Source organism: Paraburkholderia sp. SUR17 (assembly GCF_029536165.1).
Lineage (GTDB): Bacteria > Pseudomonadota > Gammaproteobacteria > Burkholderiales > Burkholderiaceae > Paraburkholderia > Paraburkholderia kururiensis.
Genome location: NZ_CP120508.1, coordinates 3,423,865 through 3,446,104, shown reverse-complemented (window position 1 = coordinate 3,446,104; position 22,240 = coordinate 3,423,865). Strand labels below are relative to the sequence as shown.

14 protein-coding genes, 2 tRNA genes and 3 rRNA genes are annotated in these 22,240 nt (G+C 61.7%); 9 read left to right on the top strand and 10 right to left on the bottom strand.

Features of this window, described 5'->3' with window-relative positions:
- Positions 1–16: 16 nt before the first annotated feature.
- The 4 genes from P2869_RS15300 to rpe form a co-directional block, all read right to left on the bottom strand.
- Positions 17–610, bottom strand: a complete 594-nt coding sequence (locus P2869_RS15300; protein WP_277596908.1) for an aminodeoxychorismate/anthranilate synthase component II — start codon at positions 608–610, stop codon at positions 17–19.
- A gap of 13 nt (positions 611–623) precedes the next feature.
- A complete protein-coding gene (gene trpE / locus P2869_RS15295; protein ID WP_042302705.1) occupies positions 624–2,117 on the bottom strand; it encodes an anthranilate synthase component I in 1,494 nt (497 codons plus the stop codon).
- 473 nt (positions 2,118–2,590) lie between these two features.
- Positions 2,591–3,295, bottom strand: coding sequence for a phosphoglycolate phosphatase (locus tag P2869_RS15290; RefSeq protein WP_199544845.1), 705 nt, complete (start codon positions 3,293–3,295; stop codon positions 2,591–2,593).
- On the bottom strand, positions 3,295–3,984 hold the full coding sequence (gene rpe, locus P2869_RS15285; protein WP_126879627.1) for a ribulose-phosphate 3-epimerase: 690 nt from the start codon (positions 3,982–3,984) through the stop codon (positions 3,295–3,297). The genes P2869_RS15290 and rpe overlap by 1 nt, the downstream gene beginning before the upstream one ends.
- A gap of 336 nt (positions 3,985–4,320) precedes the next feature.
- Between rpe and apaG the strand changes: the two genes are divergently transcribed.
- The gene (gene apaG, locus P2869_RS15280; protein ID WP_017776111.1) at positions 4,321–4,695 is read left to right on the top strand and encodes a Co2+/Mg2+ efflux protein ApaG; all 375 of its coding nucleotides are present in this window, start codon (positions 4,321–4,323) and stop codon (positions 4,693–4,695) included.
- 96 nt (positions 4,696–4,791) lie between these two features.
- Positions 4,792–6,042 (top strand): MltA domain-containing protein, encoded by a 1,251-nt coding sequence (locus tag P2869_RS15275; protein WP_126879626.1) that lies wholly within the window; start codon positions 4,792–4,794, stop codon positions 6,040–6,042.
- A gap of 69 nt (positions 6,043–6,111) precedes the next feature.
- Here the strand turns inward: P2869_RS15275 and paaK are convergent, their stop codons facing one another.
- The 5 genes from paaK to paaN all read right to left on the bottom strand — a co-directional run bounded on the left by paaK (position 6,112) and on the right by paaN (position 11,849).
- On the bottom strand, positions 6,112–7,416 hold the full coding sequence (gene paaK / locus P2869_RS15270; RefSeq protein WP_277596907.1) for a phenylacetate--CoA ligase PaaK: 1,305 nt from the start codon (positions 7,414–7,416) through the stop codon (positions 6,112–6,114).
- Positions 7,417–7,531: 115 nt separating this feature from the next.
- Positions 7,532–7,993, bottom strand: coding sequence for a hydroxyphenylacetyl-CoA thioesterase PaaI (gene paaI, locus P2869_RS15265; protein WP_126879625.1), 462 nt, complete (start codon positions 7,991–7,993; stop codon positions 7,532–7,534).
- 1 nt (position 7,994) lies between these two features.
- Complete coding sequence (gene paaG, locus P2869_RS15260; protein WP_277596906.1) at positions 7,995–8,786, bottom strand: 2-(1,2-epoxy-1,2-dihydrophenyl)acetyl-CoA isomerase PaaG; 792 nt, start codon at positions 8,784–8,786, stop codon at positions 7,995–7,997.
- 48 nt (positions 8,787–8,834) lie between these two features.
- Positions 8,835–10,037 (bottom strand): 3-oxoadipyl-CoA thiolase, encoded by a 1,203-nt coding sequence (gene pcaF / locus P2869_RS15255; protein ID WP_277596905.1) that lies wholly within the window; start codon positions 10,035–10,037, stop codon positions 8,835–8,837.
- 102 nt (positions 10,038–10,139) lie between these two features.
- Positions 10,140–11,849 carry a phenylacetic acid degradation protein PaaN gene (gene paaN / locus P2869_RS15250; protein ID WP_277598155.1) on the bottom strand — a complete coding sequence of 570 codons (1,710 nt, stop codon included), beginning with the start codon at positions 11,847–11,849 and terminating at the stop codon, positions 10,140–10,142.
- Positions 11,850–11,985: 136 nt separating this feature from the next.
- Here paaN and P2869_RS15245 point away from each other — a divergent pair, with 136 nt between their 5' ends.
- The 6 genes from P2869_RS15245 (at position 11,986) to rrf (ending at position 18,434) form a co-directional block, all read left to right on the top strand.
- Positions 11,986–12,762, top strand: a complete 777-nt coding sequence (locus P2869_RS15245) for an enoyl-CoA hydratase (RefSeq protein ID WP_017776103.1) — start codon at positions 11,986–11,988, stop codon at positions 12,760–12,762.
- 454 nt (positions 12,763–13,216) lie between these two features.
- A 16S ribosomal RNA gene (locus P2869_RS15240) occupies positions 13,217–14,747 on the top strand.
- A 63-nt stretch (positions 14,748–14,810) separates the two neighbouring features.
- A tRNA-Ile gene (locus P2869_RS15235) sits at positions 14,811–14,887 on the top strand.
- A 40-nt stretch (positions 14,888–14,927) separates the two neighbouring features.
- Positions 14,928–15,003, top strand: a tRNA-Ala gene (locus tag P2869_RS15230).
- 292 nt (positions 15,004–15,295) lie between these two features.
- Positions 15,296–18,176, top strand: a 23S ribosomal RNA gene (locus P2869_RS15225).
- A gap of 144 nt (positions 18,177–18,320) precedes the next feature.
- A 5S ribosomal RNA gene (gene rrf / locus P2869_RS15220) occupies positions 18,321–18,434 on the top strand.
- The 16S, 23S and 5S rRNA genes sit together here with 2 tRNA genes alongside, the layout of an rRNA operon.
- A gap of 238 nt (positions 18,435–18,672) precedes the next feature.
- Here rrf and P2869_RS15215 read toward each other — a convergent pair.
- Positions 18,673–19,869 (bottom strand): M20 aminoacylase family protein, encoded by a 1,197-nt coding sequence (locus P2869_RS15215; RefSeq protein WP_277596904.1) that lies wholly within the window; start codon positions 19,867–19,869, stop codon positions 18,673–18,675.
- 170 nt (positions 19,870–20,039) lie between these two features.
- Between P2869_RS15215 and P2869_RS15210 the strand changes: the two genes are divergently transcribed.
- Positions 20,040–22,118 (top strand): molybdopterin oxidoreductase family protein, encoded by a 2,079-nt coding sequence (locus P2869_RS15210; protein WP_277596903.1) that lies wholly within the window; start codon positions 20,040–20,042, stop codon positions 22,116–22,118.
- The last annotated feature ends 122 nt before the right edge of the window (positions 22,119–22,240 follow it).

Sequence of the window (22,240 nt, the reverse complement as noted above, 5' to 3'; positions counted from 1 at the left end):
TCTGCTCCGCTCTTCATCACGCACCTTGCTCCGCTGCTACGCGTTTCGACTGCTTCAGGAAGTTCTCGAGCAGCGCGTGGCCGTGCTCCGACAGAATCGATTCCGGGTGGAACTGCACGCCTTCCACGGGCAGCGTCCTGTGGCGCACGCCCATGATTTCGCCGTCTTCGGTCCAGGCCGAGATTTCGAGACAGTCAGGCAGCGTGTCGCGCTCGATGGCGAGCGAGTGATAACGCGTCACGTTGAAGTGGCGCGGCAGGTCGGCGAACACGCCTTTGCAGTCGGTTTCGATCTGACTCACCTTGCCGTGCATGATGGTTTTCGCGCGCACTACGCGACCGCCGAACGCTTCGCCGATGGCCTGGTGGCCAAGGCACACGCCGAGAATCGGAATGCGGCCGCTGAAGTGACGCAGCACGTCGAGCGTAATGCCGGCGTGCTGCGGATTGCTCGGGCCCGGCGAAAGGCAGATGCGCTCGGGGTTGAGCTGCGCGATTTCGTCGAGCGTGATTTCGTCGTTGCGGTAGGTCCGCACGTCTTCGCCGAGTTCGCCGAAGTACTGGACCAGGTTATAGGTGAACGAGTCGTAGTTGTCGATCATGAGCAACATGGTCTGTCTCCGGTCAGAAGTCGCTGTCGAGGCCGTCCTGCACCTGCTCCGCCGCGCGCAGCACCGCGCGGGCCTTGTTCTCGGTCTCTTGCCATTCGGACTCGGGCACGGAATCCGCGACGATGCCCGCCGCGGCCTGCACGTACAGATTGCCGTTGCGGATGAGCCCGGTGCGGATGGCGATGGCGAGATCCATCTCGCCGCTGAACGACAGGTAGCCCACGGCGCCACCGTACAGGCCGCGCTTCACGGGCTCGAGTTCGTCGATCAGTTCCATCGCGCGCACCTTCGGCGCGCCCGAAAGCGTGCCGGCCGGGAACGTGGCGCGCAGTACGTCGAAGTTCGTCATGCCGGGCTTGAGCTTGCCTTCCACCGAACTCACGATGTGCTGCACGTGCGAGTACTTTTCGATCACCATCTTGTCGGTCACGGCCACGGAGCCGATCTGCGCGATGCGGCCCACGTCGTTGCGAGCGAGGTCGATCAGCATGACGTGCTCGGCGATTTCCTTCGGGTCGTTGAGCAGTTCGGTGGCGAGTTCGGCGTCGCGTTCCGGCGTGTTGCCGCGCGGACGTGTGCCCGCGAGCGGCCGGATCGTGACGATCTGGTCTTCGCCGCGCTTTTCCTGGCGCACGAGAATTTCCGGCGACGCGCCCACCACGTGGAAGTCGCCGAAGTTGTAGTAGTACATGTACGGCGACGGATTCAGCGAGCGCAGGGCGCGATACAGCGAGAGCGGATTGTCGCGATAGGGCTTGGTGAGACGCTGTCCGACCTGCACCTGCATCAGTTCGCCGGCTGCGATGTATTCCTTGGCCTTGCGCACGGCGGTCAGATAGTCGTCTTTCTTGAACTCGCGATAGGTTTCGGTGCGCACGCTCGCAGACGTCACGGGCGGCTGGACCGTGGTGCGCAACCGCTGGCGCAGGTCGCGCAGGCGCTGCTTCGCCTTCGTGTACGCCTCGGGCGTGGCGGGATCGGCGTAGACGATCAGGTAGAGCTTGCCCGCGAGGTTGTCGATGACGGCCACTTCCTCTGTGAGCAGCAGCTGGATGTCGGGCATGCCGAGGTCGTCCGGCGGTGCCGTGTGGGCCAGCTTCTTCTCGATGTAGCGCACGGCGTCGTAGCCGAAGTAGCCTGCAAGACCGCCGCAGAAGCGCGGCAGGCCCGGACGCTGCGCTACCTTGAAGCGCGCCTGGAACGCCGCGATGAATTCGAGCGGATCGCCTTCGTGCGTTTCGACAACCTCGCCGTCGCGCACCACTTCCGACACGCCGTTGCGTGTGCGTACGAGCGTGCGCGCGGGCAGGCCGATGAACGAGTAGCGCCCGAAGCGCTCGCCGCCCACCACCGATTCGAGCAGGAACGAATTGGCGCCGGCGCGTTCGGTCTGCGCGAGCTTCAGGTAGAGCGAGAGCGGTGTTTCGAGGTCGGCGAGCGCCTCGGCGATGAGCGGAATGCGGTTGTAGCCCTCGTTGGCGAGAGACTGGAATTCGAGTTCGGTCATGTTCCGATCCTGTTCATACTGGCGGCCGGTCGACGGGCCTGGTCTGGGGCGTTGCGTTGCCGGCGTGGGGCAGGCGTTTTGCCTGCGGAACCGGCGCTGCGGGCAGTCCCGGCGATTCTCCGGCTCATCGGCGCGATCCTGTTCCGGCGCGGCGCGCCGCATACCGGGTAAGGGTACACGCTCGCGCGGCACGCACAGCCTGCAGGGGCCTGGCTATGACCCGAACGGCCGGAAGGGACTACGACGACAAGTTGGATAACGCGAGGGGACTGGCGTCCAGCGCAGCCCGAGGTGTGGAAGACCTCTGTACGACTAAGGCTGGATGGAACGCGCAACGAAGTAAAAAACAGCGCCGAAGACGAGCTTCAGCGTACCTCAGCAGAGGTTAGTGCGACCAGCGACGCCAGGGCCATGCTCCCCGGTCGATGCTGCTCAGACTCCGTTTTTTATTCAGAAACATGAGGAAGGACTGTTCAAGTCGGTGAATTGTGCGCCGCGATCGCCTTGGCGGCGTCGAGCAACGTGGCGACTATACCATCCGAATCGATTTTGTGTACAGGCTGGCCGTGGTTGTAGCCATAGGGCACGGTCAGTGTCGCCATGCCGGCCGCACGGCCCGCGAGCGCATCGTTTTCCGAGTCGCCGATAGCCACCGCGACCTGCGGCGCCACGCCGAGCGCGGTGCACGCCGTCAGCATGGGCAGCGGATCGGGCTTTTTACGGGCCACGCTGTCGCCGCCCAGGATCACGCTGAAGTAATCGAAAAGGCCATATTGCCGCAGCAGCTCGATGGCGAAACGGTGCGGCTTGTTGGTGACGCAGGCGAGCTTCAGGCCGGCGTCGCGCAGCGCGGCGAGCCCCGCTTCCACTTCGGGATAGAGCCGCGTGTAACGGCCGTTGATGCGTGCGTACTCGTCCTGGTAGAGCGCGAGAGCTTCGTCGAAGCGGCTTTGCGCTTCCTCTTGCTCGAAGCGCGGCGCGAGCACGCTGCGGATCAGATGCTCCGAGCCCTTGCCGACGTAGCCGACCACTTCCTCGCGCGAGGTTTCTTCCGCGTCGAGCTGCGCCAGCATGCCGTTGAGGCCCGCGGCGAAGTCGTCGGCCGTATCGACCATCGTGCCGTCGAGGTCGATGATCGCGGCTTCGATGCGCGGCGCCGTGAAGGTAGGCGCGCGCATTACTGGCCGTGCTTCACGGTGGCGAGCGCGCCGCGCATGTCGTCGATGACGGCGCGGTAGTCGGGCTTGCCGAAGATCGCCGAGCCGGCCACGAAGGTGTCCGCTCCGGCTGCCGCGATTTCCGCGATGTTGTCCACCTTCACGCCGCCGTCCACCTCGAGGTGAATCTCGCGGCCGGTCTTGTCGCGATAGGCGTCGATGCGGCGGCGCGCCTCGCGCAGCTTGTTGAGCGCTTCGGGAATGAACGACTGGCCGCCGAAGCCCGGGTTCACCGACATGATCAGCACGAGGTCGACCCGGTCCATCACGTGGTCGAGGTAGTTGAGCGGCGTGGCCGGGTTGAACACGAGGCCCGCCTTGCAGCCGTGATCGCGGATCAGCGAGAGCGTGCGGTCGATGTGGTCCGAACCTTCGGGATGGAAGCTGATCAGATTCGCGCCGGCCTTGGCGAAGTCGGGCACGATGCGGTCGACGGGACGCACCATCAGATGCACGTCGATCGGCACCTGGACGTGCGGGCGAATTGCCTCGCACACGAGCGGGCCGATCGTCAGGTTGGGCACGTAGTGGTTGTCCATCACGTCGAAGTGAATCCAGTCGGCGCCGGCGGCGACAACGTTGCGGACTTCTTCGCCGAGCCGCGCGAAGTCTGCGGACAGGATGCTGGGAGCGATGCGGAATTGCGTCATGACGTGATGGGAAAGGGCGAATCGAAAGGCGTCATTTTACCGTTGCGCGGGCGGCGGGGCAGGGAAGGAGGGCGGACGTGCCCCGGCGGCGACGGACCGTGGTGGATCGTGGCGGGCCGCGGCGGTGAGCGCGGTAGAAATGCCGCTGGCCTTGCCTGCCGCGCTTATCTCGCCGTTCTGCCCGCTGTTTTGTCCGGTTGCGGGGCGTGGCGGCATCAAGCAGAATGCGAAACCAGATCGAATCTGCCGCCGCAGCCCGTCGGGCCAGTCCCGCCAAGACGTTGCGGCAGGCGGCGCCGGGCACGCTCCCGGCTTCTTCACCACACCGGAATCAGGATGAGCCAGTACGAATTCAGCGTATCGGCGCAGGTGCGCTACCTTCCCGAAGAGTCGGACCCGGATCGCCGCCAGTACGCGTTCGCTTACACGCTCACCATCCGCAACACGGGACAGGTGACGGCCCAGTTGATTGCGCGCCACTGGGTGATCACCGACAGCGACAATCACGTGCAGGAAGTGAAGGGGCTTGGCGTGGTCGGGCAGCAGCCGTTGCTCAAGGCTGGCGAGCAGTTCGAATACACGAGCTGGGCCGTGATCGCCACGCCGGTGGGCACGATGCGCGGAGAGTACTTCTGCGTGGCGGAAGATGGTGAACGCTTCGATGCGACTGTTCCGGAATTTGTACTGCGCATGCCGCGCACGTTGCACTGAAGTGCGATCCGGATCGCGCAGCGTGCCGACTAGTTGCGTGGTTTGTCGTGCTCGGCGCGCTTATGCTTCTTCTTGCCCGACGCGGTCCAGACAACGATGAAGATCAAGAGGAACAGCGCGAGGAGCGACTCCAGCGCGAAAACGAGCATGGGGTATTCGTCGAACAGATCGGACATGGCGGCTTCCATCAAGAGCAGGCATTGTATGCGGTTTGCCCAGCGTGCCGCGCAGTGGGCCGGCGCGGTTTCGATCGCGGTCTTGCTGGCCTCGTGCGGCGGTCGTCCGCCGCTGAAGACGGCACCGCCCACGGGCGCCGCAATTGTCCCCGGCCAGATTGCGGCGACGCGCCTCACGCCCGTGGCCTGGCAACAGGTGGCAGGCTGGGAGGACGATTCGCTGATCGGCGTGACGGCTGCGCTGCGGCAGAACTGCACGCGGCTCGCGCGCGATTCGCGCTGGCAACGCGTCTGCGCCGCCGCAGCGCAGATCGACGATCTCGACGTGACGACCGCCCGCAAATTCTTCGAAACGTATTTCACGCCGTTCCAGTTTTCGAACAACGACGGCACGCTCGATGGTCTCGTGACTGGCTACTACGAACCACTGCTGCGTGGCTCGCGTACGCGTCACGGCGTGTACCAGACGGCGCTCTACCGCTGGCCCGCGAGCGTGCGGCCGGGTGCTGCGCTGCCGTCGCGCGCGCAACTCGAGCGCTCGGGCATCCTGAACGGCAACGAACTGGTGTGGGTCGACGACCCCATCGAAGCGTTCTTCCTGCAGGTGCAGGGCTCCGGTCGAATCGTGATGGAGGACGGCAGCGTGATGCGCGTGGGCTACGGCGGTACGAACAACCAGCCGTATAAGTCCATTGGACGCTGGCTGTTGGACCGCGGCGAGATCACGCCCGCGCAGGCCACCATGCAGGGCATCAAGGCCTGGGCGCGCGCGAATCCGTCTCGCGTCGATGCGCTGCTCGATACCAATCCGCGCTTCGTATTTTTCCGCGAGATGCCTTCGGCCGAAGGCATGGCGCAGGGCGGTGCCGATGGTCCGGTGGGTGCGCTCGGCGTGCCGCTCACACCGGAGCGTTCCATTGCGGTGGACCCCTCGTCTATCCCGCTCGGCACACCTGTGTTTCTTCAGACCACGCGGCCCATGACTAACGCGCCGCTGAATCGCCTCGTGTTTGCGCAGGACACGGGTACGGCAATCAAAGGCGGCGTGCGGGCCGACTACTTCTGGGGCCTTGGCGACGAGGCCGGCGACCTGGCCGGCAGGATGAAGCAGACGGGCAGGATGTGGCTGCTGTTTCCCAACGCGGATGCTGCGGCGGTGGCGGCGCGGTAAAGCCCGGCGGCTTGCCGCTTCCCGTGCCTGCACCGCCACCGGCCACCACCGGCCGGTCTGCCGGTTCACTCAGCGGCTGGCGTGCCGTTTATCCACTACGCGCCGCGCCTTTCCAACCGAGCGCTCGATTCCATTCACGGCTAGCACGTTGACCACCGCGCTCACGCCGATCAACGCCTTGATGTCGTAGGTGAGCGCTTCTTTCGCAGCTCGCAGAACGGCGGAGTCGGGCGCAGTCTCGGGGCACGGCTCGACGTTGACCGTCATGACGTCGAGCGGTCCTTCCTTGGTCAGCACGATCTGGTAATACGGCGCGAGCGCGTGCTGCTTCAACAGCAGTTCCTCGATCTGCGTCGGGAATACGTTGACGCCGCGGATGATCATCATGTCGTCCGAGCGGCCCGTGATCTTCTCCATGCGGCGCATGGTGCGCGCGGTGCCGGGAAGTAGACGAGTGAGGTCGCGCGTGCGGTAACGGACGATGGGCAGCGCTTCCTTGGTGAGCGAGGTGAAGACGAGTTCGCCGAATTCGCCTTCGGGCAGCACTTCGCCTGTTTCCGGGTCGATGATCTCGGGGTAGAAATGGTCTTCCCAGATCGTCGGGCCATCCTTGGTTTCGACACATTCCGACGCAACGCCCGGCCCAATGACTTCCGATAGGCCGTAGATGTCCACCGCCTCGATGCCCATGCGTTCTTCGATGGCCTTGCGCATGTCGTTGGTCCAAGGCTCGGCGCCGAAGATGCCGATGCGCAGCGAACATTTCGCCGGGTCCACGCCTTGCCGTTCGAGTTCGTCGGCGATGGAGAGCATGTAGCTCGGCGTCACCATGATGATGTCGGGTTTGAAGTCCTGAATCAGCTGCACCTGCTTTTCGGTCTGGCCGCCGCCAAACGGGATGACCGTGAGGCCCGCGCGTTCGGCACCGTAGTGTGCGCCGAGGCCGCCTGTGAAGAGCCCGTAGCCGTAACTCACGTGCACCTTGTCGCCGCGCCGAGCGCCGGCCGCGCGGATCGAACGGGCGACGAGTCCGGCCCAGGTATCGATATCGCGCGCCGTATAGCCGACTACGGTCGGTTTGCCGGTGGTGCCCGACGATGCATGAATTCGCGCGATCTGATCCTGAGGCACCGCGAACATCCCGAACGGGTAGTTGTCCCGCAGGTCCTGCTTGGTCGTGAACGGAAAGCGCGCGAGGTCGGCGAGCGTTTTGAGCTCCGCGGGGTGTACCCCTGCTTCGTCAAACTTGCGCCGGTACACCGGCGAGTTTTCGTAGGCGTGCGCGAGCGACCATTTCAGCCGCGACAGCTGCAATGCGGCGAGTTCGTCGCGGCTCGCCGTTTCAATGGGGTCGAGCGGCAGCGGGGTAGTCATCGATGTCTCCTGGGTGCTTTATGAATAGTAGGCGGCTCGTGCGGCGAAACAATCAGCACAGGGCCCGTTGTGTGCGGCGGGCCTGGATGGGCTGATTCGGTTCGGCCTCGCTGCGTTATTCGGGAACCGGTATGACCTGGCCGCGAATCTGTGCGGACTTGCCGCGAAACATCGCGACGGTTTCGCCCGCGCGGTTCGTCACGCGAATGTCGTAGATGCCCGTGCGTCCGTTCAGCACCTGTTCCGTTGCTTCGGCGGTCAGGACTTCGTCGGGCTGCACAGGCCGCAGGAATTCAATCGAACAGCCAGACGCGACTGTGCTGATGTTGTACGAGTTGCAGGCGAACGCAAAGGTGGAGTCGGCGAGCGTGAAGATGAGGCCGCCGTGGCAGATGCGGTGTCCATTGAGGAAGTCGGGCCGCACGGTCATGCGCATGCGCGCGTAGCCGGCTCGTACTTCCAGCAATTCGAGGCCGAGCGCGCGGCTGCATGCGTCGGCTTCGTACATCGACTGGGCGGTGGCGAGGGCGAGTTCGTCGGGCGTCATGGGCGGGTGCGGGTAATGAATTGAGGACATATCAGCGGCCCTGGAAGCGCGGCGCGCGTTTTTCCATGAAGGCTTGTACGCCTTCCATGTAGTCGTGCGAGTTGCCCAGTTCGCGCTGCAGGTCGCGTTCCAGGTCCAGTTGCTGCTCGAGGGTATGCCCCGAGCCCTGCCGCATGGCCTGCCTCGTGGCGACAATGGCACGCGTGGGCTGTTGGGCAAGTTCTGTGGCCAGGCGGATGGCCGCGGACGGCAAATCGGCGTCGTCGACGGCTTGCCAGATGAGCCCCCAGCTTTCGGCCTTTTCGGCACCGAGGCGCTCGCCCGTCATGGCGAGCCCGAGCGCGCGCGCCATGCCGACCCGCTGTGGCAGAAACCAGGTGCCGCCCGAGTCCGGTACGAGGCCGATTTTCACGAATGCCTGGATGAAGCTTGCGGATCTTGCGGCCAGCACGATGTCGCAAGCGAGCGCGAGGTTCGCGCCGGCGCCGGCGGCGGTTCCGTTGACGGCAGCGACGACGGGCATCGGCAGTGACTGGATCTTTTTCACGAGCGGGTTGAAGTGCTCTTCGATCAGGGCGCCGAGGTCGGTCATGGCGCCGGGCGTGAAGTCCAGATCGGCGAGATCCTGCCCGGCACAGAACGCGCGGCCCGCGCCCGTCAGAATGAGTGCGCGAGCGTTGGCACCCATCACTTCGTCGAGCACGCCTGTCACTTCGCGATGCATAGCCCGCGTAAAACTGTTGAGCTTGTCCGGCCGGTTCAGTGTGAGCGTTGCAACGTGCGTGGATGCGTCGAATTCGACGCGGATCGCTTCGTAGGACATCGGTTGCCTCCTTGTCTCCGCTGCGTTGGCTGTGGCGTCCTGGTGCCGCTAAATGCGTTCGATGGCAAGCGCAATGCCCTGACCGACGCCGATGCACATGGTGCAGAGCGCGAAGCGGCCCGCCGTGCGTTCCAGCTGGTGAAGCGCGGTGGTGACGAGCCGCGCGCCTGATGCCCCAAGCGGATGACCCAGTGCAATCGCCCCGCCGTTCGGGTTGACACGGGGATCGTCATCGCGAAGGCCGAGAAGGCGCAATACGGCGAGACCCTGCGACGCAAAGGCTTCGTTGAGTTCGATGACGTCGAATTGATCGAGCGAGAGCCCGGTTTGGGCGAGCAGCTTTTTGGTGGCGGGCGCGGGGCCGATGCCCATGATGCGCGGCTCCACACCGGCCGTCGCCATACCGATGACCCGCGCGCGCCGGCGCAACCCGTACTGGTCGGCGGCCTTGGCGCTGGCGAGCAGCAATGCACACGCGCCGTCGTTCACGCCCGACGCGTTGCCGGCCGTTACCGTACCGTCGGGCCGGACGACGCCTTTCAGTTTGGCAAGCGCTTCCAGCGTCGTGCTGCGTAGGTGTTCATCCAGGCTCACGCGTATCGGGTCGCCCTTTTTCTGCGGGATTTCGACCGGGACGATTTCTTCGGCGAGCGTGCCATCTTGTTGGGCGCGTGCGGCCTTTTGCTGGCTGCGTAGTGCGAAGGCGTCCTGGTCGGCGCGATTGATGCCGAACTGCACCGCCACGTTTTCGGCCGTTTCGGGCATGGAGTCCACGCCATATTCGCGTTTCATCCACTCATTGACGAAGCGCCAGCCGATGGTCGTGTCGTAGATCTTTGCTTCGCGGGCAAAGGCCGACGCAGCCTTGCCCATCACGAAAGGCGCGCGGGTCATGCTTTCTACGCCACCCGCAATCATGAGTTGTGCCTCGCCTGCCTTGATGGCTCGGGCGGCGCTGCCCACGGCGTCGAGGCCCGACCCGCAGAGCCGGTTCAGCGTGCCGCCGGGCACGTCGACCGGCAGGCCGGCGAGCAGCGCTGCCATGCGCGCGACGTTCCGGTTGTCTTCGCCGGCCTGGTTGGCGCAGCCGTACAGTACGTCGTCGATTGTTTGCCATGCCACGCCGGGATTGCGCGCGATGAGCGCCTTGATGGGTACGGCAGCGAGGTCGTCGGCGCGCACGTCCTTGAGGGCGCCGCCATAGCGGCCAAACGGTGTGCGGATTGCGTCGCAGATGAAGGCGTCGGTCATCGTGGGTTCATTCCTGCGTGAGCGCGAACCGGGCAAGGCGCCAGTTCGTCGGCTCGTTCATATTAGGGAGCCCGCAACGCGCGGGCTATTCGGCCGGATGGCCTAGGCCGTCTTGCCGACTTCCGCAGTTGGTGCTTTGGGCTCAACATGAACCCGGCTTTGAGCGACGCGGAATCGGTTCGCGACGAAAGCCGCGTCGGTCAGGGCGGCGTTGGCGGCGGGATTGGCCCCGGTGCCGTGGAAATCCGAGAACGCCGCAGACTGGTTGACGAATACGCCGCCCGTCAGATTGATCGAGAGAGCAACGCCGCCTTCGATCGAAGCCTCTTGCGCTGCTTCGATCACGGCGTCGTCGGTGCTGTATACGGAGAGCGTCAACGCGCCGTGATCGCGAGCAATGGAGCCCGCAAGTTCGAGCGACTGCGCGGTGGAGTCGGTGGCGATGACGAACGCGATGGGTCCGAACCATTCGTGGGTGAACGTTGCGGGGTCCTTTGCTGCATCCAGCTGAAGGACGAGCGGCGTGCAGACGCGGGCTTCGGGAAACTGAGGATGTTCGAGCGCTCGGCTGTCCACCAACAAGCGGCCGAGCTTGCGCGCTTCATCGATGCGGCGCTTGACGCCCTCGTTCTGGATGGCGCCCAGCACCTCGACCGCCCGCGCGGGATCGGCAACGAGCTTCTCGACGGCTGACGTTATCGCAGCGGCCGCGTCGTCGAAGCTCAACGTTCCATCGGCGGTCCGGATGCCGTTGCGCGGGATGTAAATGTTTTGGGGCGCCGTACACATCTGACCGGAGTAAAGCGCGAGCGAGAAGGCGATGTTGCGCGTGGCTGCCTTGATGTCGTCGACTGAATCGATCACGACCTGGTTGACACCGGCCTTCTCGGTGAAGACGTGTGCTTGCGGCGCGTGCCGCTCGAGCCATGTGCCGTTTTGCGTGCTGCCCGTGAAGTCGATCAGTTTGATTTCGGGGCGTTGAGCCAGCGCCTGGACGAGCGCGCCATCGTCGGGAGCCGTGGCGAGCAGCATGACGACATTTGGGTCGAAGCCCGCTTCGCGCAGCACGTCGCGCGCGATGCGTACGGTGATGGCGAGCGGCAGAATTGCGCCGGGATGGGGCTTGACGATGACCGTGTTGCCAGTCGCGAGGTCGGCGAACAGGCCTGGGTAGCCGTTCCAGGTCGGGAACGTGCAGCAGCCGAGGACAAGACCCGTGCCGCGCGGGACGATCGTATAGCGCTTGTGCATCGCGAGCGGCGGGTTCTTGCCTTGTGGCTTTTCCCAGTAGGCGGTGGCCGGAATGCGGCGCAGCTGGTCCCACGCGTATGCGACCGCTTCGAGCGCACGGTCCTGCGCGTGGGGGCCGCCTGCCTGGAACGCCATCATGAATGCTTGCCCGGTCGTATGCATGACGCTATGAGCGATTTCGAAGCTTGCGCGATTCAGCCGGACGAGAATTTCGAGGCTCACTCCGACCCATGCCGTCGGGCCTGCATCGCGCCAGCTCTTCTGTGCGCTGGCGGCCGCTGCGATCAACTGGTCCGGCTCGGAACGGGGGTAACGAATACCGAGGACAAAACCGAATGGAGAAGCTTCGCTGCCGACGGTCTCGCCCGTCGAGGGCTGGTCCAGCGGGAAGGCCCGATTCAGGTGGGCCTTGAATGCCGCTTCACCGTCCGCACTCGCCGTTTCCCCGTACACTTTGGGGCTGGGCATTTCGGCGAACGGACTCCAGTAGCCGCGTGTCCCGATGGCGGTCAGCGCCTTTTGAAGCGTGGCTTCGTGTCTGCTGAAGAGCGGGTGTGTCATGGCGGGCGAAAGAAGATAGGCGTTAGATGAGTCCGTGTCAATTAATTGACCGACCGGTTGGTTGGCAAATGTTAGCATCAATCAAATTTCTGCGCGAAACGTTTTGTTCGCGCGTCACTTTGAAGACGGAGGACGCATGGCATACGAAAACATCCTGGTGGAAACCCGCGGCAGGGTGGGTCTCGTTACGTTGAATCGACCTAAGGCATTGAACGCACTCAACGACGCGCTCATGGATGAACTGGGCGAGGCGCTGCGCACTTTCGATGCGGACGAAGGCATTGGCGCGATCGTGGTGACGGGTAGCGAGAAAGCATTCGCGGCCGGTGCGGACATCGGCATGATGGCCACGTATAGCTTCATGGACGTCTACAAAGGCGACTACATCACGCGAAACTGGGAGAGCGTGCGATCGATCCGCAAGCCGATCATTGCGGCTGTGGCGGGTTTTGCGCTTGGCGGCGGGTGCGAGCTGGCGATGATGTGCGACATCATTTTTGCTGCTGATACGGCGAAGTTCGGGCAACCGGAGATCAAGCTGGGCATCATGCCGGGTGCGGGCGGTACACAGCGCTTGCCGCGCGCTGTGTCGAAGGCAAAGGCGATGGATATGTGCCTCACGGCACGCTTCATGGATGCTGAAGAGGCGGAGCGGGCAGGCCTTGTATCGCGGGTGATTCCGGCTGCGTCGTTGATCGACGAGGCGATGGCGGCGGCAACCACGATCGCGGAAATGCCTTTGCAGGCTGTGATGATGGTGAAGGAGTCGGTCAATCGGGCATACGAGACGACGCTGGCCGAAGGCGTTCACTTCGAACGCCGGCTTTTCCATTCGTTGTTCGCGACAGAAGACCAGAAGGAAGGCATGGCGGCGTTCGTGGAGAAGCGCAAGCCGGTGTTCAAACACCGTTAATGGTGCTACCTAAAAAACTGCTTGCCACGGGCGCGGGAGGTGACTAGAATTTCGCTCTTTCGCGCTCCGGGAAGCGGGGCGCGGAGAGACGGGAAGGCCCGCGTGGCGGGGCGTTCCGGGCGATGGTGGTGAAGTTGGCGGGTTGGGAAGCGGTAAAAAACCTGTTGACGGCTGACCCGGAAGTCTTCATAATCTCGTTTCTCTGCTGCTGATGCAGCGACGCAGGCGGTGCTGGAGGGAAGTGACTCTGGTGACGGTGCGAACGATCTTTAAAAACTTACAGCCGATAAGTGTGGGCGCTTGATGGCGGCGTGCCCCGGTGACGTTAAGTTGCCGGGCAAGCAAAGGTATCAAGAGTCTCACACGGTAAGGAATAGGAAGTGAAGCAATTCACGACCTGTCAGTACCGAGTTGAGCGACCTGTCCGGAGACGGACAGAGACAGTAACAGGTTTGAACTGAAGAGTTTGATCCTGGCTCAGATTGAACGCTGGCGGCATGCCTTACACATGCAAGTCGGACGGCAGCGCGGGCTTCGGCCTGGCGGCGAGTGGCGAACGGGTGAGTAATACATCGGAACGTATCCTGGAGTGGGGGATAGCCCGGCGAAAGCCGGATTAATACCGCATACGCTCTGAGGAGGAAAGCGGGGGACCTTCGGGCCTCGCGCTCAAGGGGCGGCCGATGGCGGATTAGGTAGTTGGTGGGGTAAAGGCCTACCAAGCCGACGATCCGTAGCTGGTCTGAGAGGACGACCAGCCACACTGGGACTGAGACACGGCCCAGACTCCTACGGGAGGCAGCAGTGGGGAATTTTGGACAATGGGGGCAACCCTGATCCAGCAATGCCGCGTGTGTGAAGAAGGCCTTCGGGTTGTAAAGCACTTTTGTCCGGAAAGAAATCATCGGGGCCAATACCCCTGGTGGATGACGGTACCGGAAGAATAAGCACCGGCTAACTACGTGCCAGCAGCCGCGGTAATACGTAGGGTGCGAGCGTTAATCGGAATTACTGGGCGTAAAGCGTGCGCAGGCGGTGCTGTAAGACCGATGTGAAATCCCCGGGCTTAACCTGGGAACTGCATTGGTGACTGCAGCGCTGGAGTATGGCAGAGGGGGGTGGAATTCCACGTGTAGCAGTGAAATGCGTAGAGATGTGGAGGAACACCGATGGCGAAGGCAGCCCCCTGGGCCAATACTGACGCTCATGCACGAAAGCGTGGGGAGCAAACAGGATTAGATACCCTGGTAGTCCACGCCCTAAACGATGTCAACTGGTTGTTGGGGATTCATTTCCTTAGTAACGTAGCTAACGCGTGAAGTTGACCGCCTGGGGAGTACGGTCGCAAGATTAAAACTCAAAGGAATTGACGGGGACCCGCACAAGCGGTGGATGATGTGGATTAATTCGATGCAACGCGAAAAACCTTACCTACCCTTGACATGTACGGAACCCTGGTGAGAGCCGGGGGTGCCCGAAAGGGAGCCGTAACACAGGTGCTGCATGGCTGTCGTCAGCTCGTGTCGTGAGATGTTGGGTTAAGTCCCGCAACGAGCGCAACCCTTGTCCCCAGTTGCTACGCAAGAGCACTCCGGGGAGACTGCCGGTGACAAACCGGAGGAAGGTGGGGATGACGTCAAGTCCTCATGGCCCTTATGGGTAGGGCTTCACACGTCATACAATGGTCGGAACAGAGGGTTGCGAAGCCGCGAGGTGGAGCCAATCCCAGAAAACCGATCGTAGTCCGGATTGCAGTCTGCAACTCGACTGCATGAAGCTGGAATCGCTAGTAATCGCGGATCAGCATGCCGCGGTGAATACGTTCCCGGGTCTTGTACACACCGCCCGTCACACCATGGGAGTGGGTTTTGCCAGAAGTGGCTAGTCTAACCGCAAGGAGGACGGTCACCACGGCAGGATTCATGACTGGGGTGAAGTCGTAACAAGGTAGCCGTATCGGAAGGTGCGGCTGGATCACCTCCTTTCCAGAGCAGCGCGTCCAAAGTCAGAGCGCTCACACTTGTCGGCTGTATGAATGACAGACTCAGGGGTCTGTAGCTCAGTCGGTTAGAGCACCGTCTTGATAAGGCGGGGGTCGTTGGTTCGAATCCAACCAGACCCACCAACTTTGTCTGTGACGGGCAGTCCCCTGCAGGAGTCGGTGAGGGGGCATAGCTCAGCTGGGAGAGCACCTGCTTTGCAAGCAGGGGGTCGTCGGTTCGATCCCGTCTGCCTCCACCAGTCCCCAGCGCGCAGTGTCGGTGAGACACGGGTACTGCGCCCTGGCGACTGCCAGCCAGACGGCATGAGGTTGATGCCGCTGTCGTTCTTTAACAATCAGGAAGCAGCAGTAATTTGACTGATGCGAAAGCGCCTTGTGAGATGGGCGTGAGTAGGTCAGTCAGGGTTGTGATTGTATCGAAAGTATCTCAGGGCCATCGAAGGATGGCATTGGAATACGGCACAACGCTAAAACTCAACCTGTAGCGGTCGAGGTCTGTTCCCTGTGTGGGAAGAGACACACCCGTTATAGGGTCAAGCGAACAAGTGCATGTGGTGGATGCCTTGGCGATCACAGGCGATGAAGGACGCGGTAGCCTGCGAAAAGCTCCGGGGAGCTGGCAAACAAGCTTTGATCCGGAGATGTCCGAATGGGGAAACCCACTCCTTCTGGAGTATCCGTGGCTGAATACATAGGCCATGTGAAGCGAACGCGGCGAACTGAAACATCTAAGTAGCCGCAGGAAAAGAAATCAACCGAGATTCCCAGAGTAGTGGCGAGCGAAATGGGAGCAGCCTGTACTCTTTATCTGAACTGTTAGCCAAACGCTCTGGAAAGTGCGGCCATAGCGGGTGATAGCCCCGTAGGCGAAAACAGGTTGGAAGAACTGGGTGTACGACAAGTAGGGCGGGACACGTGAAATCCTGTCTGAAGATGGGGGGACCATCCTCCAAGGCTAAATACTCGTGATCGACCGATAGTGAACCAGTACCGTGAGGGAAAGGCGAAAAGAACCCCGGGAGGGGAGTGAAACAGATCCTGAAACCGCATGCATACAAACAGTCGGAGCCTCGAAAGGGGTGACGGCGTACCTTTTGTATAATGGGTCAGCGACTTACATTCAGTGGCGAGCTTAACCGTATAGGGCAGGCGTAGCGAAAGCGAGTCCGAACAGGGCGTCCAGTCGCTGGGTGTAGACCCGAAACCAGGTGATCTATCCATGGCCAGGCTGAAGGTGCGGTAACACGTACTGGAGGGCCGAACCCACTGACGTTGAAAAGTCAGGGGATGAGCTGTGGATAGGGGTGAAAGGCTAAACAAACCTGGAAATAGCTGGTTCTCTCCGAAAACTATTTAGGTAGTGCCTCGTGTATCACCTTCGGGGGTAGAGCACTGTCATGGTTGAGGGGTCCATTGCGGATTACCTCGCCATAGCAAACTCCGAATACCGAAGAGTGCAATCACGGGAGACAGACATCGGGTGCTAACGTCCGGTGTCAAGAGGGAAACAACCCAGACCGCCAGCTAAGGTCCCCAAACATGGCTAAGTGGGAAACGAAGTGGGAAGGCTAAAACAGTCAGGAGGTTGGCTTAGAAGCAGCCACCCTTTAAAGAAAGCGTAATAGCTCACTGATCGAGTCGTCCTGCGCGGAAGATGTAACGGGGCTAAGCCATGTACCGAAGCTGCGGATGCGAGCTTGCTCGCATGGTAGGAGAGCGTTCCGTAAGCCTGCGAAGGTGCACCGGAAGGTGTGCTGGAGGTATCGGAAGTGCGAATGCTGACATGAGTAGCGATAAAGGGGGTGAAAGGCCCCCTCGCCGTAAGCCCAAGGTTTCCTACGCAACGTTCATCGGCGTAGGGTGAGTCGGCCCCTAAGGCGAGGCAGAAATGCGTAGCTGATGGGAAGCAGGTCAAGATTCCTGCACCGGCGTGAAATGCGATGGGGGGACGGATCGCGGAAGGTTGTCCGGGTGTTGGAAGTCCCGGTCGCTGCATTGGAGAAGGTGCCCTGGCAAATCCGGGCACGCAATTCAAGGGTGTGGCGCGAGCGGCCTCGGCTGCGAAGCAACTGGAAGGGGTTCCAGGAAAAGCCTCTAAGCTTCAGTTTCACGTTGACCGTACCGCAAACCGACACAGGTGGGCGAGATGAGTATTCTAAGGCGCTTGAGAGAACTCGGGAGAAGGAACTCGGCAAACTGGTACCGTAACTTCGGGATAAGGTACGCCCTGGTAGCTTGACCGGCCTGCGCCGGAAGGGTGAAGGGGTTGCAATAAACTGGTGGCTGCGACTGTTTAATAAAAACACAGCACTCTGCAAACACGAAAGTGGACGTATAGGGTGTGACGCCTGCCCGGTGCCGGAAGATTAAATGATGGGGTGCAAGCTCTTGATTGAAGTCCCGGTAAACGGCGGCCGTAACTATAACGGTCCTAAGGTAGCGAAATTCCTTGTCGGGTAAGTTCCGACCTGCACGAATGGCGTAACGATGGCCACACTGTCTCCTCCCGAGACTCAGCGAAGTTGAAGTGTTTGTGATGATGCAATCTACCCGCGGCTAGACGGAAAGACCCCATGAACCTTTACTGCAGCTTTGCATTGGACTTTGAACCGGTCTGTGTAGGATAGGTGGGAGGCTGTGAAGCGTGGACGCCAGTCTGCGTGGAGCCAACCTTGAAATACCACCCTGGCTTGTTTGAGGTTCTAACCCAGGTCCGTGAATCCGGATCGGGGACAGTGCATGGCAGGCAGTTTGACTGGGGCGGTCTCCTCCCAAAGCGTAACGGAGGAGTACGAAGGTACGCTAGGTACGGTCGGAAATCGTGCTGATAGTGCAATGGCATAAGCGTGCTTGACTGCGAGACCGACAAGTCGAGCAGGTGCGAAAGCAGGTCATAGTGATCCGGTGGTTCTGTATGGAAGGGCCATCGCTCAACGGATAAAAGGTACTCTGGGGATAACAGGCTGATACCGCCCAAGAGTTCATATCGACGGCGGTGTTTGGCACCTCGATGTCGGCTCATCTCATCCTGGGGCTGTAGCCGGTCCCAAGGGTATGGCTGTTCGCCATTTAAAGAGGTACGTGAGCTGGGTTTAAAACGTCGTGAGACAGTTTGGTCCCTATCTGCCGTGGGCGCTGGAAGTTTGAGGGGGCCTGCTCCTAGTACGAGAGGACCGGAGTGGACGAACCTCTGGTGTACCGGTTGTCACGCCAGTGGCATCGCCGGGTAGCTATGTTCGGAAGAGATAACCGCTGAAAGCATCTAAGCGGGAAACTCGCCTCAAGATGAGACTTCCCCGGGGCTTCGAGCCCCTTGAAGGGTCGTTCAAGACCAGGACGTTGATAGGCCGGGTGTGGAAGCGCAGTAATGCGTTAAGCTAACCGGTACTAATTGCCCGTAAGGCTTGATCCTATAACCGGTGTGTTTCAGCACACCGCTACAGTTGCGCGTTGTGCCCAGTCACAACCCCACAGTTACATACGCTGCTTCCCGATTGGCTGCGCCGCAGCCGGGCCTCATACCGGCCCCGCCCACGCGACGCAGCAACCCGTCATGCCTGATGACCATAGCGAGTCGGTCCCACCCCTTCCCATCCCGAACAGGACCGTGAAACGACTCCACGCCGATGATAGTGCGGATTGCCCGTGTGAAAGTAGGTAATCGTCAGGCTCCTTACCCAGCAAAGACCCCGCCACCCATGTGGCGGGGTCTTCTGCTTTGGGCCAGCGCTTCCCTCCTGAACCACGCCTCGACCAATCCCCTTGGCAGCCCCAAAACCTCCCGCATCTCCAGCCCCAGCAAGCCCATACCAAGGCGAAACCATCCGCGCCTCGTAGGTCGCTTAGGCCTTTGAGGCACTATTAGCAGTTAAATCGGTCCGGAACGTTCACACACGCTGAGCGCTTACTCACTCGCATTGCAATAGAAACTGTGTGGCTAGCCGCACCCAATAGGTCGCGCCTACCGGAAGCAGTGCGTCGTTGAAGTCGTAGCTCGCGTTGTGCAGCATACACGGCCCGACGCCATGTCCTGCTTCCCGATGCCCGCCGTCTCCATTCCCGAGGAATGCATAGCAACCGGGTTTGGCGAGCAACATGAAGGAAAAGTCCTCAGCACCCATGGTTGGCTCTACGTTGCTTTCGACATTTTCTGCCCCAACCACTTCTGCCATTACGCTGGCGGCAAATTGAGTTTCTTTGCTGCTATTCACCGTAGGCGGATAGTTGCGATGGAAGCTTATCGTCACGTCGCAGTCGTACGCTGCTGCCGTACTTTCCGCGATCTTCCGCAAGCGCGTTTCGATCAGATCCAGCGTTTCGGTCGTAAACGTTCGGACTGTGCCGGCTAGCCACGCGTCATCTGGAACAACGTTGACGGCGTCGCCAGCATGGATTTGAGTGATTGAAAGCACTGCCGTGTCGAGCGGCTTCTTGTTTCTCGTGACGATGCTTTGCAGACCGTTGGCGACCTGTACCGCAACGAACACAGGATCGCGGCCGTTGTGCGGAAGTGCCGCGTGAGACCCGACGCCCTTGATGTCGATGCGGAACTCGTTGCTCGACGCCATGATCGGTCCTTCCCTCACGCCGAAATGTCCTTCTGGTAGGCCGGGCCAGTTATGAATGCCGAACACCGCATCGACCGGAAACTTGATGAACAAGCCGTCGTCGATCATCGCCTGTGCGCCGGCTCCGCCTTCTTCGGCCGGTTGAAAGATAAATACGATCGTTCCATCAAACTCACCATGTTTCGCGAGGTGGCGAGCCGCGCCTAGCAGCATCGCGGTGTGCCCATCGTGTCCGCAGGCGTGCATCTTTCCTTCGTTGCGAGACCGATGCGCGAAACTGTTGAGTTCATGTATCGGCAGGGCGTCCATATCGGCTCGCAGTCCAACAGAGCGCGTTCCGTTACCGCGCTTCAGGACGCCCACTACCCCCGTTTTGCCTAGGCCACGGTGAACCTCGATGCCCCACTCGGTCAATCTGTCTGCAACGAGGTCGGCTGTCCGTGTCTCCTCGTAGCGCAGCTCGGGATGAGCGTGAATCGTTCGTCGAAGGGTTTGAATTTCGCCGCGCGCGGCCTCGATTTCGGGGATCAATCTCATGGCTTTCGTCTTGATGTCTCGTGAAGCGCGGCTGGCGCCGCGACAGATCGGACCATTCTACGCCCCACCGATTTTTCCGCCGGAATCCCCCTTTTGGCTGATCTGGCACGCGAGCAGAACGTAATAAAATCACCGCTTCGGTATTCGCAATACCTTCCGGGTCCGTCCATATGAATGCTCCAGCAGAATTTGCCCGCGCCGTTTGTCCTCATGATTGCCCCGATACCTGCGCGATGCGGGTCACCGTCGAAAATGGGCGCGCAATCAAGGTGGTGGGCGATCCGGATCATCCGCCCACACAAGGCGTGCTGTGCACGAAGGTGAGTCGATACGCGGAGCGCGTCCATCACCGTGATCGCTTGACGGTGCCAATGAAGCGGGTCGGCCGTAAGGGGGATGGTCGTTTCGAGCCGGTCAGTTGGGACGAGGCTTACTCGATCGCTGCAGCCCGGCTCTCCGAAATTGCGGCCCGGGCGCCCGAAGCGATTCTTCCATACAGCTACGCGGGCACGATGGGACTCGTGCAGGGAGAGAGTATCGCCCAGCGCTTCTTTCACAAGCTCGGGGCGTCGCGGCTGGACCGCACCATTTGCTCGGCTGCCGGTGCGGCCGGTTTGCGCTATACCTATGGCGCCAGCATCGGCATGCACAGCGAGTTCTTCTCGGAAGCGGAGGTCATCCTGATCTGGGGCGGTAATCCTATCGCGTCGAACCTGCATGTATGGACACGCATGCAGGAGGCGAAGCGCAACGGCGCGAAGCTCATTGCGATCGACCCCTACCGCTCGCTGACCGCCGAAAAATGCCATCAGCACGTCCAGCTCAAGCCGGGCACGGACGCCGCGCTCGCGCTCGGTATGATGCACGTGCTGATCACCGAAGACCGGCTCGATCACGCGTACATCGGCGAGCACACACACGGATTCGAGCAACTGAAGGCCCGCGCCCTCAAGTGGACACCGGATCGCGCTGCCCGTGTGTGCGGTATCGAGGAGCAAACGGTCATTGACCTCGCGCGCGTCTATGGGTCGACCAAACGAGCCGCTATCCGCGCGAACTATGGGCTCCAACGCGTACGCGGGGGAGGCAACGCGGTGCGCGCAATCGCCTGCCTGCCGTCGCTCACGGGTGCATGGCGGCATCGGGCGGGTGGATTGTTGCTTTCGTCGTCGGGCTGGTCGCCGGTCAATAACCACGCGCTGGAGCGTCCCGATCTGATGCCGGGCTGGCCATCGAAACTGCCGCGTGTCGTCAATATGAACGAGATCGGCAACACGCTGCTGCATCCTGGTGACGGCGAATTCGGGCCGAAGGTAGAAGCGATCGTGGTCTACAACTCAAATCCGGTCGCGGTCGCGCCGGACTCCGCGCGGGTCGCGAAGGGTTTCGCCCGCGAGGACCTCTTCACCATCGTGCTCGAGCAGTTCCAGACCGATACGGCGGACTACGCCGATTTGCTGCTTCCGGCCACGACGCAGCTAGAGCACCTCGACATTCACAAGTCGTACGGCCACACCTACGTGATGGCGAATCTTCCGGCGATCCCGCCGGTCGGCGAGGCTCGCGCGAATACGGAGATCTTCCGCGGCATCGCGCGCCGCATGAAGCTCACGGAGCCGGCGCTCTACGACAGCGACGAAGCCGTGGCTGCAGTCGCCTACCGTTGGGACGATCCCGCTCTCGCGGGCGTGAGCTGGGAATCGTTAAAGACAACGGGTTGGGTCAAACTCGCCTTGCCCGAGGCGCCTTTTGCCAACGGTGGCTTCCGAACACCTTCCGGCAAGTGCGAATTCTTTAGCGATCGTCTTGCAAAAGAAGGTATCGATCCGCTACCGGACTATCTGCCACCCCACGAATCGGCCGACGGCTCGCCAGAGCTCGCAGCCCGCTATCCGCTTGCCATGATTTCGCCGCCGGCGCGCAACTTCCTGAACAGTACCTTCGTCAACGTCGAGAGCTTGCGCTCCACCGAAGGCACGCCTCATCTCGACATCCATCCTGTAGATGCCGCGGCGCGGGGTATCGCCGAAGACGACGAGTTGCGTATTTTCAACGACCGCGGCGTGCTGCATGCCCGCGCCCGCGTGACGGACCGGGCGCGCGAGGGTGTCGTTGTCGGCCTGTCGATCTGGTGGAAAAAGTTGGCGCCGGATGGCTGCAACGCCAACCAGGTTACGAGCCAGGCGTTGACGGATCTGGGCCGCTCGGCAACGTTCTACGACTGCCTCGTCGAAGTGGAGCGCGCCTGAGAGTGGCAGCGTGCCGTTGTCATGCGCCTGCCTCAACGGCCGCCCAAACGTATTCGAGGGCGAAATCTAACTGCCTGCCTGGCTTCGAAACCGCCACTGTCCCCGTGCTAGGATGCCATTTT